The sequence below is a fragment of the Lutibacter sp. A64 genome (assembly GCF_022429565.1).
In the GTDB taxonomy this organism is placed as follows: Bacteria; Bacteroidota; Bacteroidia; order Flavobacteriales; family Flavobacteriaceae; genus Lutibacter.
Genome location: NZ_CP092487.1, coordinates 2225712 through 2240689, shown reverse-complemented (window position 1 = coordinate 2240689; position 14978 = coordinate 2225712). Strand labels below are relative to the sequence as shown.

The following is a 14978-nucleotide window of genomic DNA, read 5'->3' as shown; positions in this document are numbered from 1 at the left end:
TGTTTATCCCTCAATAAAATCGGTGTAAACACAAATACTATTGCAATTTTTTAGTAGTAGCTCAAATTTAATCAAAAAAAATTAATTTGTTAATCTGTGTTTTTAATTGTAATGTGAAGTTCCGCAACATTTTTTAAACTTTTTACCGCTGTTGCAAGGACAAGGACTGTTGCGTTCAATTTTAACGGCTTTTTTATTTAAATTTCTAGCAGCCATATCTTGTTTAAATATTTTTTCTAAAAGTATATACAGTTCTGGGTGTTTTCTTTCTAAAAGTTTTGGACGTTCAAAAAAGTATTCGCTAATAACCGAGAAAAACTCTGCTCTGTTTGTACCTCCATACGGGTTTATGTCAGATTTTCCATCGTAAATTTCATCAATTTTTTTGTTTATTAAATCAATCCACGGTATGGCATATTGCTTTTCCATAAGTACCGAAGGAATTCCGTCTATTGTTCCGCCAGTTTTATCAATTAAATGCACAAATTCGTGTATTGCAGTGTTTTTTTTATCCGATTCATTTTTAAAACCGTGATGTAAGGCTTGTTTAGAAAGTATCATAATTCCGTCCATATAACCAGTGCCAACCATTCCTAAAATGGCTCTGTTTTCACCTTCTAATTTAAAGTCTTTGTTAAAAGAATTTGGGTAAATTAGTACTTCGTTAATATTGGAATAAGTCCAATTGTCAAAACCAAAAACAGGAATTACAGCACTAGAAGCTACCAATAATTTATCGACTAAATTTACAGTAGTTTTAATACCTGTTATTCTACAATTCAATAAAAATTCTTGTATTTGATATTCAAATTTTGTTTGCTCAGCCTTGGTTAAAGCGTTGTAAAAAGTGATGTTTTCTATTAAAATAACTCTCCATTCTTTAGGAAAAGATTTTGTAGGTTTTTTCCAAGAGTTGGTGTTTTTACGTTTCCAAATGTAAATTATAATTGTAGATACTATAATAATGCTTATTAATGGAGTCATAAAAAATAGGTATTAATTAACGGGTTTCATTATTAAAAATATCGTTTACAGCGGCTTCGTAATTTCTAATACTTTTTGCTTTTTTTATTTTCTTTAAAGTTTTACGTGGATCTGAAAATGATTTAGAAAAATACTCCCAAAGGTGGTGCATTTTTAGTAGAATGTGTGTAGCTCCCGAAAGCGATTGGCTGTATTGTTGGTACAAGGTATTGTGAAATTCTGTAAATAATTTTATCCTGTTTTCAGGGTATTCTAAGGTGTTATTTTTAATCATACTTGGTAAAAAAGGATCTGCAATTAAACCTCTACCAATCATCCAATGGTTTATTGTTGGAAACAATTCTTGCATTTCTCTAAATTTAGCTACTGAAGTAATATCACCGTTGTAATACAGTGTATGTTTTACTGTATCAATACATTTTTGAAAGCCTTCTAAATCTACACCTCCTTTGTACAATTGTTTTCCAATACGTGCGTGAATTGCAATATTTTTAAGCGGAAATGTGTCTAATATAGGAAGTGTTTTTAAAATTTCTTCGCTGTTTTCGTAGCCCAAACGCATTTTCATAGAAACTAAAATATCAGATTCTGAATGTACTTTTTTTAGAATTTCGTTAATTTTTTGAGCATCATTTATAAGTCCAGAGCCCATTCCGCATTTAGTAACCATTGGGTAGGGACAACCTAAATTCCAGTTTAATTCTTTGTAGCCAAGTTGTTGCACATAGTCGACTACAAATAAAAATTCATCGGCATCATTAGTAATAATTTGAGGTATTAATTCTGGAACTTTATTGTTTTCGGGCAATAAATCTCTTTGATATGAATTTTTAATAATGCGTTTTCCATTCAATCGTATGTATGGTGCGTAAAAAGTATCAATACCACCAAATATATTGTTTTGTGCATTTCTAAACCTAAAATCTGTAAATCCTTGTAGAGGAGATGCTAATAATTTGTAATTCATTTTAAAGTAATTCACATAATTATTTAGAAAAGGGTTTGGATTTTCTAAGTACTGTGATTTTAAAGGCGAAATTAACTAAAAAAATAATGAGGTTGTTTAAAAAGTATAGAAACCACTGTACTGAATTTGATTCAGCACATTTTATACAGAAATTTAAAAACACATCTATTCCGCCCAATGAGCGGTTTATGAGCGGAATTGAAGTGCTGGGGATGCCAATAATTATTAACGTAAATAGATAAATTAATCTATTCCCAAAAAGTAAGTGTCATACCTGTTTTTACGCGATCAAATTTGAAATCTTGTTCAAAAGCTTCTAGTGCAGGTTCAGCAGTGCAATGTGATGGATAGATTTCTGAAATGTTACATTTTTTTAAAAACTCAATTGTTTTTTGTGTTTGAACATTATTTTCTTTTAAATGAAATCCGCCAATTACCGCTTTAATTTTAGAGCGTTTAAACTTTTTTTGAGCATAATCTACAATATTACATATTCCAGAATGCGAGCAACCTGTAACTATTATAATTTCTTCTTTGTTTAATAGTACCAAGGCAGAATCATCGGGTACAAAATCCAGTTTTCTTTTACTATCTATAAAAGATGTTTTTTTGGCTTCAAATTTGTTTAATCTAGGGATTTCACCTAAAAAAATCATATTATCGTTTATAATATAAGGTTTACTGGTTTTAATTATTTTGAATTTTTCTTTTAATTCATCTTCACTCAAAGTCAACCCAATAGACGATTTATCCTTTTTTCTATATCTTTTTATAAATGAGCTAGGATGCGTTATTAAGGTTTTATTGTTAAGATACTCTAATCCGCCACCGTGATCCCAATGTCCGTGACTTAAAACTACAGTGTTAATTTCATTTTTAATATCAATATTTAAAATTTTGGCATTTCTTAAAAATACATCTGTAGCTCCAGTATCAAACAATATTTTGTGGTTGTTATGTTCTATTAAGTACGATAGTCCGTGTTCGGCTTCAAACTTATCTCCTGCGTAATTTTCGGTTAATACTGTTAGTTTCATGTGTTTGTATTTGTTTTTGATGTATTATTGAGTTTCTAGCTCTATTTTATAAATGCCCCATTTTTAAAACTTTAGTTTTAAAATATTTTATATTGTGAACATTGGGTGTGATTTTTAACGGAATTCTTTCTTTAATTTGAATGCCATTTTCTTCAAGTTTTTCAATTTTATCGGGGTTGTTGGTTAATAGATTAATTTCAGAAATATGCAATGATTTTAATATTGAGGCTGCAATATCGTAGGATCTTTCATCAGGCTTAAATCCAAGATGTAAATTCGCTTCTACGGTATCCATGCCATTTTCTTGTAGTTTGTAGGCTTTAACTTTATTTAGGAGCCCAATTCCGCGCCCTTCTTGCATTAAATAAATAACAATTCCTTTTCCGTTTTCTTCTATAAGTTGAAGCGATTTTTCAAGTTGTTCTCCACAATCACAACGTAGCGAGCCAAATAAATCTCCTGTAGCGCAAGCCGAATGTACGCGTGTTAACCAAGTTCCTTCTGTTTTTGAATTTCCTTTTAAGAGTACAATATGTTCAAGTTTAGATGTAGTTTCTTTAAAAACCGTTAATTCAAAATTACCGTATTTGGTAGGTAGTTTTACGGTTTCACCTTGTATTAATATTAAATTAAGACTGCTCATGATTTATTGTTGCTTTTTAAACGTTCTAAAAGTGTTTCAATAGTGCAATTTTCTTCATTAATCATAATTAATTGAATATTATGCTCGTCTAAAATTTTTTTAGATTGATCTCCAAATTCACCTGAAATAATTTTAGTAGCTTTTAACGAAACACCTTTTTTTGCTGCAGCAATACCAGCATTTTTATTATTGTTTGAAGAGAAATTTTCATAGAATTTAAAAGAATCTAAATCTGTTTCATCAATTACACAAAAATAAGGTGCTCTACCGAAACGTAAATCAAATTGAGATTTTATAGTATTCCCTGTTGAACTGATAATAATTTTCATAATTATTGGTTTAAATTTAAAGTAGATTCAACATTGTTAGAGGCGCACATAGGGCAGCAATAGTCTTTAATAGTTTTTGGAATGGTAAATTTTGCAGTACAATTAAGGCATATATACCAACTTTTATCAAGTGAAGCATTTCCAAAAACGGTTTTAATTTCAAGTGTTTCAACAAGTGCTTTGGCTATTTTTCTTCTCCCTTTTTCATAAATTCTAGCAAAGGTTGCTCTTGATATTCCCATTAATTTGCTAGCTTCTAAATGTGTTAAAAATTGATAATCTGCTAATTTTATAGCTTCATATTCTTCATACAACAATTCAATTGCTTCAATAGATTCTTTTGTTGTTCCATAAGGTTTGTATCCTTTAAAATTTGGAGGAGTTACAATTTTTCTAAGTTTTCTTTTAGGAGGCATAAATTTTTTGAGTCTATTTAAATTTCAGTTCAAAGATAATGAGAATATTCTCATAACAAAAATTGAAAGAATGAATATTGCTGTTTTATATTTAAAGTGTGGTGTTTATACTATATAAAGACTTTTAGGTAAATTTGGGAAACATCTTTTGTGTTTTTTAAGCAAAGAATATTTAGTGCTTCTAAACCTCTAAAACGCATTTTTATTCTAGGTTTTAGCTTAAAGTGTAATGGATTTCAAAATCTTAATTTAATATTGGATATCGTAGTATTTAATTAAACTATGGTATTTTTTTTTGCATAAAATTAAAGTATTTTTTAATTAGATACTTCAAATAATTGTATCTATAGAAAACTTTAAAAAGCGTTAATTACTGCTAAAAATTAATTAAAGGGTGTTTAATTTTAAATTATTTTTAAAATTAGAGCTTTTAGAGTTGTTTAATGTATTGAATTATCAAAATGAGAAAGTAAAATATACTGATTAAAAAAAGATTTATAGATGTTGAAATTTTTAATTTCTGGAATTATGAAATATTTAATTAAAACCAGTTAAATAAATACTTCTAAAAAATAACTCTTTGGGTATCGTATATATAAAATAATAAAATTGGCATCATAATAGATTTTTTTAAATTTGCAACCATTCATACATTTAAGGGTTGCTAATCCTAATTTGTATCAAATAAAAACAAAAAAAAAATTAAATGAGTACTACATTATTTGACAAAGTTTGGGATTCACATGTTGTTCGTAAAATTAAAGATGGACCAGATGTGTTTTTTATTGACAGACATTTAATTCATGAGGTTACAAGTCCTGTAGCTTTTTTAGGGTTAAAAGAAAGAAAAAATTCAGTGTTATTTCCAGATCGTACATTTGCTACTGCAGACCATAATACACCAACTATAAATCAACATTTACCAGTTGAAGATCCTTTATCTGCAAATCAGTTAAAAGCATTAGAAGAAAATTCTGCAGAATACGGAATTTCTCACTGGGGATTAGGACACCAGCAAAACGGAATTGTACACGTTGTAGGTCCGGAATACGGAATTACATTGCCAGGTGCAACTATTGTTTGTGGAGATTCACATACATCTACACACGGTGCTTTTGGAGCAATTGCTTTTGGTATTGGTACTTCTGAAGTTGAAATGGTATTGAGTTCGCAATGTATTATGCAACCAAAACCTAAAAAAATGCGTATTACAATTAATGGTGAACTTGGTTTAGGAGTTACACCTAAAGATGTTGCGTTATTTATTATTTCTAAATTAACTACTTCGGGTGCAACAGGTTATTTTGTTGAATATGCAGGAGATGTATTTACAAATATGTCTATGGAAGGCCGTATGACTGTTTGTAATTTAAGTATAGAAATGGGTGCTCGTGGAGGTATGATTGCTCCAGATGAAAAAACTTTTGAATACGTAAAAGGACGTCAGTTTGCACCAAAAGGTGAAGCTTGGGATACTGCAATGGAATACTGGAAAACACTTTCTACAGATGCCGATGCTACTTTTGATAAAGAGTTTACATTTGATGCAGCAGAAATTGAACCGATGATTACTTACGGTACAAATCCAGGAATGGGAACAGGAATTTCAAATAATATCCCTACTGCAGATCAGGTTGAAGGTGGTGCGGCTACTTATAAAAAATCCTTAGATTATATGGGTTTTGCTGAAGGTGAGTCTATGATAGGAAAACCAGTAGATTATGTGTTTATTGGAAGTTGTACAAATGGTAGAATTGAAGACTTTAGAGCATTTGCATCTATAGTTAAAGGAAGAAAAAAAGCAGATAATATAACAGCTTGGTTAGTGCCAGGTTCGCATATTGTTGAAGCAAAAATAAAAGAAGAAGGTTTATTGGATATTTTCAACCAAGCCGGATTTGTATTACGAGAGCCTGGATGTTCAGCTTGTTTAGCAATGAATGATGATAAAATTCCTGCAGGTAAAGTTGCAGTAAGTACATCAAATAGAAACTTTGAAGGACGTCAAGGTCCAGGATCAAAAACATTGTTAGCAAGTCCGTTAGTTGCTGCTGCTACAGCTGTAACCGGAGTTGTAACTGATCCAAGAACATTACTTTAATTAATAATTGATAATTAAAAATTAAAAATTATGTGTTGGTTTTACTTGTAACTAACAATTAAAACCAATAACTAAAAACTAAACAAAAATGGCTTACGATAAATTCGAAATATTAAAAAGTACTGCGGTTCCATTACCAATTGAAAACGTAGATACAGATCAAATTATTCCTGCTCGTTTTTTAAAAGCAACAAAACGAGAAGGATTTGGAGACAACCTTTTTAGAGATTGGAGATACAATTCAGACAATACACCTAAAGAACAATTTGTATTAAACAATCCAATTTATAAAGGTAAAATATTAGTTGGAGGTAAAAACTTTGGTTCTGGATCCTCTAGAGAACATGCTGCTTGGGCGGTATACGATTATGGATTCCGTTGTGTGGTATCTAGTTTCTTTGCAGATATTTTTAGAGGTAATTGTTTAAATATTGGAGTGCTTCCAGTTCAGGTAAGTGCAGAATTTTTAGACAAAATTTTTAAAGCAATTGAAGCTGATCCAAACACAGAAATTGAAATAAATTTACCAAAACAAACAATTACTTTATTAGTTTCAGGAGAGCAAGAGTCTTTTAAAATTAACGAATACAAAAAAGAAAATATGTTAAATGGTTTTGATGATATAGATTATTTATCAAAAATGAAATCTGAAATTACAGCTTTTGCTGAAAAAAGACCTTTTTAAAATAAAAGTAAAATTGAAATAGCTTAATTGTCACATTGAGCGTAGTCGAAATGTTTAATAATTAGAAATGAAGATTTCTCGGCTGCGCTCGAAATGACATTAAACGGTGTTTTAAAAATGAAAAAAAGAAAAATTGAAATAATGGACACCACACTCCGTGATGGTGAACAAACATCAGGAGTCTCTTTTCCTACAGCTGAAAAACTGACTATTGCAAAATTATTATTAGAAGAATTAAATGTAGATAGAATTGAAGTTGCTTCGGCAAGAGTTTCAGAAGGAGAATTTCACGCTGTAAAAGCAATAACCGATTGGGCAACTACTAATGGGTATATAGATAGCGTAGAAATGTTAACTTTTGTAGATGGTGGAAGGTCTATAGAATGGATGAAAGAGGCTGGAGCTAAAGTTCAAAACCTATTAACAAAAGGCTCTTTAAATCATTTAAAACATCAATTAAAAAAAACACCAGAACAACATTTTTCTGAAATAAAAGAAGTTGTAGCGTTGGCTCAAAAAGCTGGAATTAAAACCAATGTTTATTTAGAAGATTGGAGTAACGGAATGCATAATTCTCCAGAATATGTTTTTCAGTTTTTAGACTTTTTGGTAACACTTCCTATCGAAAGAATTTTATTGCCAGATACTTTAGGAGTATTAACTCATAACCAAACATTTGATTATTTTTCACAAATAACTAAAAAATATCCAACAGTTCATTTTGATTTTCATGCACATAACGATTACGATTTAAGCGTTGCTAATGTTATGGAGGCTATTAAAGCTGGTGCAAAAGGATTGCATTTAACTGTAAACGGAATGGGTGAACGTGCCGGAAATGCACCAATGGCAAGTGTGGTTGCGGTAATTAATGATTTCTTTAAAGACCAAGTTGAAATTCAAGTAAAAGAAACATCGTTGTTTTCGGTTAGTAAAATAATTGAATCCTTTTCAGGAATTAGAATTCCTTCAAATAAACCAGTTGTAGGTGATAATGTATTTACACAAACAGCCGGAATTCACGCAGATGGTGACAATAAAAATAACCTGTATTTTAACGATTTAATGCCCGAGCGTTTTGGTAGAAAACGTAAATATGCTTTAGGAAAAACTTCAGGTAAAGCAAATATTGAAAAGAATTTACAAGAATTAGGCTTACAATTAAATGATGAAGATTTAAAAAAGGTTACGCAACGAATTATTGAGCTGGGTGATAAAAAAGAACTGGTTACTAAAGAAGATTTGCCTTTTATTATTTCTGATGTTTTAAATAGTAATTTATACCAAGAAAGAATAAGTGTAGAATCCTATGTTTTAACACACTCTAAAGGTTTAAAACCTTCATCAACAATATTGGTTAAAATTGATAATGAATTGTTTGAAGAGCACGCTACCGGTGATGGTCAGTTTGATGCTTTTATGAATGCGCTTAAAAAAATATACAAAAAAGAAAATATTAGTTTACCTAAATTAATAGATTATGCAGTTAGAATTCCTCCAGGAAGTACTGCAGATGCATTATGTGAAACTATTATTACTTGGGAAACAGAAAGTAAAAAATTTATAACAAGAGGTTTAGATTCAGATCAAACTGTTTCTGCAATTAAAGCCACTCAAAAAATGTTGAATATTAAGTAGATTTAAATTGATGGCTGAGAAGAATCGAAGCCCGATTTTGAAAGCTTAACTATTTTAAAATACTGGATTTAAAGAATAAAAAAATAAAATAAAAGAAAAATGAAATTAAATATAGCACTTTTAGCGGGAGATGGAATAGGACCAGAAGTGATCGCTCAAGCAGTAAAAGTTTGTGATGTTGTTGCAACAAAATTTAACCACGAAATAAACTGGAAACCAGCATTAACAGGTGCAGCTGCTATTGATGCAGTTGGAGAACCTTACCCAGATGAAACACACGAAATTTGTAAAAATTCAGATGCAGTTTTATTTGGAGCAATTGGACATCCTCGTTTTGATAATGATCCTTCAGCAAAAGTTCGTCCAGAACAAGGGTTGTTAAAAATGCGTAAAGCTTTAGGTTTATTTGCCAATGTACGTCCTACATTTACATTTCCTTCATTATTAGAAAAATCACCTTTAAAAAAAGAACGTATTGAAGGTACCGATTTAGTTTTTTTAAGAGAATTAACTGGAGGTATTTACTTTGGTGAAAAAGGAAGAAGAGATGAAGGAGAAACGGCTTATGATAATTGTGTTTATACAAGAGAAGAAGTACAACGTTTAGCTAAAAAAGGATTTGAATTAGCGATGACACGTTCTAAAAAATTATGTTGTGTAGACAAAGCCAATGTTTTAGAAACATCTCGTTTGTGGAGAGAAACAGTACAAGCGATGGAAAAAGATTACCCAGAAGTTGAGGTTTCTTATGAATTTGTTGATGCTGTAGCTATGCGCTTAGTGCAATGGCCTAATAGTTATGATGTATTAATTACTGAAAACTTATTTGGAGATATTTTAACTGATGAAGCTTCTGTAATTTCTGGATCTATGGGGTTAATGCCTTCAGCATCTTTAGGTTCTGATATTGGCTTATTTGAACCAATTCACGGCTCATATCCACAGGCAACAGGATTAAATATTGCTAATCCAATGGCGACGGTTTTATCTGCTGCTATGATGTTTGAAAACTTTGGATTACATGATGAAGGAAAAGCAATTAGAGAAGTTGTAAATAAAGCATTAAATGAAGGTGTTGTAACTGAAGATTTAGCTGATGGAGGAAAAGCTTACGGAACAAATGAAGTAGGAGATTGGTTAGCTGAAAATATTTAAGGAACTATTGAATTTTAAAGGCTTTCTAAAAAAACTTTAAAATCCGATTGTCATTCCTGCGGAGGCAGGAATCTATTTTCATACTGTATAGATTCCTGTTTTTACACGAATTACAAACCTATTTATAGGTGATATCATCAAAGCTGTTTGATAAAATTTTTGTTTCTTGTCTAAGAACGACAAGTTTCAATTTTTTCAAACAGTTTTTTTATATAATTAGTTTTTTGTAACAAATTACAAGTGAAACATACTTATATTGTAATTTTTAAATATAAAATCTACAACTTTATGAAGTTAACTATCCAAAATTTATCAAAAACCTATAAAAATGGTGTAAAAGCTATTGATAATTTAAGTTTAGAAATAGGAACTGGAATGTTTGGTCTTTTAGGTCCAAATGGTGCTGGTAAATCATCTTTAATGAGAACTATTGCAACCTTGCAAAGTCCAGATTCTGGAACTATAACTTTTGGAGATATAAATGTTTTAGAAGATCCTATGGCTTTAAGAAAAGTGTTGGGATATTTACCTCAATCTTTTGGAGTATATCCAAAAATGTCTGCAGAAGAATTATTAGACTATTTTGCAACCTTAAAAGGAGTTGCTTCAAAAGAAGATAGAACTAAGTTGGTTAAAGAGGTATTAGAAATTACTAATTTATATGAAGTTAGAAGAAAACACGTTGCTGGCTATTCTGGAGGAATGAAACAGCGTTTTGGGATTGCGCAATTACTATTGAATAACCCAAAATTAATAATTGTTGATGAACCAACTGCAGGTTTAGATCCTGCTGAACGTCATCGTTTTTTAAATGTTTTACGTGAGGTTGGTACAAATTGTACCGTTATATTTTCAACACATATAGTTGAAGATGTAAAAGAACTATGTAACGAAATGGTAATTGTTAATGGAGGGAGAGTTTTGAAACATACAACTCCAACAACTTGTACCCAAGAAGTTGAAGGTCAGATTTGGACTAAAATAATTGAACGTGACGATTTAGAAGCCATGGAAGCAAATTATAATGTATTGTCTTCAAATTACAATCAAGATAATACCTTAAATATTCGAGTATTTTCAACTGAAAAACCTGCGGAAGATTTTAGTGCAGCGAAACCTCAATTAGACGATGTATATTTTATTGCTTTAAAGGAAGATGAAGCAAATTTAGTTTCAGAATAAACTCCTTTTTTAACAATTAAAACGTACCTATATGTTTACTACAATATTTAAACACGAATTAAAATATTGGTTTAAAAAACCTTCATTTTATATATATTTAGCTGTCTTTTTTGTGATAGCGTTATTTGTTGCAGCAAGTGCAGCAGGTATTTTTGATTCACTTACGTTAAGTACGGGGTCTTCAAAAATTGTGAATTCTCCAATGAATTTAAATGGAATGTTTAATGGATTAACCATTTTAATCTATTTTTTATTTCCATCAATAATTGGCGTATCTATTTTTAGAGATTTCAAAAGTGAAATGCATACCATTTTGTATTCGTATCCGTTTACAAAAGCCAATTACTTATTCGGAAAATTTTTAAGCTCATTTTTAATAGTTACTATAATTGTATTAGTAATTGGTTTGGGAATTTTTATTGGATTCAGGCTTCCAGGAACAAACCCTGAAATTGTGGGTAATTTTAGGTTTGTTCCGTATTTACATTCTTATTTAATCTATATAATTCCAAATGTATTTTTATTTGGAGCCATTGTATTTGCTACGGTTACTTTTACACGTAATATTTCCGCAGGTTTTATTGTGGTTGTAATGTTAATGCTAATTCAAGGAGTTTCAGAAAGTTTATTAAGAGATATTGATAACCGATTTTTATCTGCAATGTTAGATCCGTTTGGAGCGCAGGCAGCAAATTATTATACACGTTATTGGACAGTTGCAGAGCAAAACGAATTGCTAATTCCGTTTAAAGGTGTTGTTATTTATAACCGATTATTGTGGATGGCGATTGCAGCTGTTATTTTTGGAATGGTTTTTAAGTATTTTTCGTTTAGTCAAAATGCGTTAACATTTAGTTTTAGAAAACAAAAAGCTGAACGCGTTACAAAAAGTAATTTTGGAGGTATAACAAGAATTGAATTGCCAAAAGTTACCTATGATTTTTCATTTTTACAAAATTTAAAAACATCTTGGAGAATTTCTAATTTAGATTTTAAATTCATTATAAAAAGTTGGCCTTTTTTAAGTATTTTACTTGTTGGCCTTATTTTTATTTTAATAATGTCTATTTCTTTAGGTGAAATATCAGGAACTAAAACATACCCAACTACTTGGCAAATGTTATTGTATCCTGGAAATACCTTCTCTTTATTTATAAATATTCTTACTTTTTTATATGCAGGAATGCTTGTGCAAAGAGGAAAAATGGCAAAATCTAATCATTTAATAGATGTAACTCCAATTCCAAATTGGACTTTATTATTGTCAAAATTTGTAGCCTTGTTAAAAATGCAATTGGTACTGCTATTTGTTATTATGGTTGGTGGTATTATTTTTCAAATTTATAGAGGTTACTATAATTTTGAAATAGATCAGTATTTGTACGAATTATTAGTTTTAAAATTTGTTCATTTTGCTATTTGGGCATTTTTAGCAATATGTATTCAAACATTGGTTGGTAATGCGTATTTAGGCCTTTTTATATTGTTGGTTATTTCTATAGGTTTACCGTTTTTAAGTTTTGCAGGTATAGAACAATCCATATTTAAATACAATCAAGGTCCTGGATATTCGTATTCAGATATGAATGGTTATGGAGCGTCTTTTAGTAGTTATATAACGTACAAAATTTACTGGGTTTTTGCAGGAATTGTATTATTTATTGTTTCAGCATTATTTTGGGTTAGAGGGTTGCCACATTCATTTAAAGAACGGTTATCTATAGCTAAAAATCGTTTTAAAGGAGTTTATTTAATCGGTTTTGTAGTGTTTTTAGTCGCTTTTTTAAGTTTAGGTTATAGAATTTATTATGAAAACAATATTTTAAACGAAAGAACTTCTGCAAAAGAGCGCGAATTGTTACAAGTTGAATGGGAGAAAAAATATAAGAAGTTCGATGGTAAAATTCAACCTAGAATTGTAGCCGTAAATGTTAATTTTGATATTTATCCAAAAGAGTTAGATTTTAAAGCTGATGGAATTTATACAATGGTGAATAAATCTTCAGAAAAAATTGATAGTATTTTATTAAGCCATAACAGTTATCCAAGTACGTTTACTTTCAATAAAAACAATACCTTAGTTTTAGAAGATACTATTCATAATTTCGATATTTATAAGTTAGAAAAAGCCTTGTTGCCTGGCGATAGCTTAGAGTTAAATTTTCAAGTTGAAAACAAACCAAATACATTTCTTAGAATTCATTCAGATGTAAAAGAAAATGGAACATTTATAAATAATAAAGTGTTGTTTCCTTTTTTAGGTTATTCAAGTGGCGGTGAATTAACGGATGATAAAGTTCGTGAAAAGTATGAGTTGCCAGAGAATAAATTAAGACCGTTTCCAACTGATTCAACAGCTTTAGGAAACACGTATATTTCTAGTGATTCTGATTGGATAGATTTTGAAGCGACGGTAAGTACTTCAGAAGATCAAATTGCAATAGCTCCGGGATATTTGCAAAAAGAATGGATTGAAGATGGAAGGCGTTATTTTCATTATAAAATGGATAGTAAAATATTGAATTTTTATGCCTTTAATTCTGCAAGATACGAAGTGAAAAAAGACACTTGGAACGATGTTAATTTAGAGATTTATTATCATAAAGGACACGAATATAATTTAGACAGAATGTTAGATGGAATGAAAGCTTCTTTAGATTACAATTCTAAATATTTTAGTCCGTACCAACACAAACAAGCTCGTATTGTTGAATTTCCTAGAACAGACGGAAGTTTTGCACAATCATTTCCAAACACAATTCCTTTTTCAGAAGGCGTAGGATTTATTGCTGATGTAGATGATTCGGACAAAGGAGGCGTAGACTACGGTTTTGCAATTACTGTGCATGAATTGGCGCATCAATGGTGGGCACATCAAGTAATTGGAGCCGATGTAAAAGGTGCAACTATGTTATCTGAAAGTATGTCTGATTACGTAAAATTAAAAGTGTTAGAACACCAACACGGCAAAAAGAAAATGCGTAAGTATTTAAAAGAATCTTTAGATGAATATTTACAAGGTAGAACTTTAGAACAAAAACGAGAAAGCCCGTTAATGTATAATGATGGTCAAATGTACATTCATTATAAAAAAGGCTCTTTAGTTATGTATGCTTTAAGTGATTTTATAGGTGAAGAAAATTTAAATGCAATCATAAAAAAATATGTAGATAAAGTAAAGTTTCAAGAACCACCATACACAACTTCTATTGAAATGGTTGAGTATATAAAAGAAGCTACACCAGATTCTTTACAATATGTAATTAAAGATATGTTTGAAACAATTACACTGTATAGAAATAGAATTGTTAATGTAGAATCGACCGAATTAGAAAACGGAAAATATCAAGTAGATATAGAATTTAATGTGAATAAATACAGACTTAATGATTCAGGAAAACGTATTTATGGCGAAAAACTAGGAGATACTCTTACTTATAAAACAGATAAAATGAGGAAGCCTGAAATGTCACTTCCATTAAAAGATTATGTTGAAATTGGTGTTTTTTATGATGAAGAAATAGAAGGGGAAAAAGAAGAAGTAGAACTCTATTTAAAGAAGCATAAGATAACTTCAATTAATAATAAAGTGAGCATTATTGTAGATAAGAAACCAACGGAAGTTGGTGTAGATCCTTACAATAAGTTAATAGACAATAACTCTGAAGATAATAGGAGAGGGCTCTAATAAATCGTTATTTAATAGTTAAAATCAATTTAAAAGTGTGTTTCACTAATTTGAACCTGCCACTGTTGGCAGGTTTATTTTTTAATTAATTATTTGTAATATGGAATTCTGAAAGAGGTAGTTGAAGAGTTTTATAATGTAAAATAACAACTA

Annotated in this window: 12 protein-coding genes; 6 read left to right on the top strand and 6 right to left on the bottom strand. The window is 30.1% G+C overall.

The features are described 5' to 3' along the window. Window positions 1–102: 102 nt before the first annotated feature. The 6 genes from MKD41_RS09280 to MKD41_RS09255 all read right to left on the bottom strand — a co-directional run bounded on the left by MKD41_RS09280 (window position 103) and on the right by MKD41_RS09255 (window position 4376). Window positions 103–984 carry a zinc-dependent peptidase gene (locus tag MKD41_RS09280; RefSeq protein ID WP_240242020.1) on the bottom strand — a complete coding sequence of 294 codons (882 nt, stop codon included), beginning with the start codon at window positions 982–984 and terminating at the stop codon, window positions 103–105. Between the two features lie 16 nt (window positions 985–1000). Continuing rightward, entirely contained in the window at window positions 1001–1951 is a 951-nt protein-coding gene (locus MKD41_RS09275; RefSeq protein WP_240242019.1) for a tRNA dihydrouridine synthase, read from the bottom strand. A gap of 248 nt (window positions 1952–2199) precedes the next feature. Beyond that, window positions 2200–2988 carry an MBL fold metallo-hydrolase gene (locus MKD41_RS09270; RefSeq protein WP_240242018.1) on the bottom strand — a complete coding sequence of 263 codons (789 nt, stop codon included), beginning with the start codon at window positions 2986–2988 and terminating at the stop codon, window positions 2200–2202. Between the two features lie 46 nt (window positions 2989–3034). Further along, window positions 3035–3631, bottom strand: a complete 597-nt coding sequence (gene ribA, locus MKD41_RS09265) for a GTP cyclohydrolase II (protein ID WP_240242017.1) — start codon at window positions 3629–3631, stop codon at window positions 3035–3037. Beyond that, the gene (locus MKD41_RS09260; protein WP_240242016.1) at window positions 3628–3960 is read right to left on the bottom strand and encodes a NifB/NifX family molybdenum-iron cluster-binding protein; all 333 of its coding nucleotides are present in this window, start codon (window positions 3958–3960) and stop codon (window positions 3628–3630) included. Before MKD41_RS09260 ends, ribA begins: the two co-directional genes overlap by 4 nt. A 2-nt stretch (window positions 3961–3962) precedes the next feature. After that, a complete protein-coding gene (locus tag MKD41_RS09255) occupies window positions 3963–4376 on the bottom strand; it encodes a DUF134 domain-containing protein (RefSeq protein ID WP_240242015.1) in 414 nt (137 codons plus the stop codon). 706 nt (window positions 4377–5082) lie between these two features. Here MKD41_RS09255 and leuC point away from each other — a divergent pair. The 6 genes from leuC to MKD41_RS09225 all read left to right on the top strand — a co-directional run bounded on the left by leuC (window position 5083) and on the right by MKD41_RS09225 (window position 14825). Further along, a complete protein-coding gene (leuC, locus tag MKD41_RS09250; protein WP_240242014.1) occupies window positions 5083–6477 on the top strand; it encodes a 3-isopropylmalate dehydratase large subunit in 1395 nt (464 codons plus the stop codon). Window positions 6478–6565: 88 nt separating this feature from the next. Beyond that, window positions 6566–7162, top strand: coding sequence for a 3-isopropylmalate dehydratase small subunit (gene leuD / locus MKD41_RS09245; protein ID WP_240242013.1), 597 nt, complete (start codon window positions 6566–6568; stop codon window positions 7160–7162). A gap of 117 nt (window positions 7163–7279) precedes the next feature. Beyond that, on the top strand, window positions 7280–8800 hold the full coding sequence (locus tag MKD41_RS09240; RefSeq protein ID WP_240242012.1) for an alpha-isopropylmalate synthase regulatory domain-containing protein: 1521 nt from the start codon (window positions 7280–7282) through the stop codon (window positions 8798–8800). Window positions 8801–8899: 99 nt separating this feature from the next. Continuing rightward, entirely contained in the window at window positions 8900–9955 is a 1056-nt protein-coding gene (gene leuB / locus MKD41_RS09235) for a 3-isopropylmalate dehydrogenase (protein ID WP_240242011.1), read from the top strand. A gap of 288 nt (window positions 9956–10243) precedes the next feature. Beyond that, the gene (locus MKD41_RS09230) at window positions 10244–11137 is read left to right on the top strand and encodes an ABC transporter ATP-binding protein (RefSeq protein ID WP_240242010.1); all 894 of its coding nucleotides are present in this window, start codon (window positions 10244–10246) and stop codon (window positions 11135–11137) included. Window positions 11138–11168: 31 nt separating this feature from the next. Then, window positions 11169–14825 carry an ABC transporter permease/M1 family aminopeptidase gene (locus tag MKD41_RS09225; RefSeq protein ID WP_240242009.1) on the top strand — a complete coding sequence of 1219 codons (3657 nt, stop codon included), beginning with the start codon at window positions 11169–11171 and terminating at the stop codon, window positions 14823–14825. Window positions 14826–14978 lie beyond the last annotated feature (153 nt).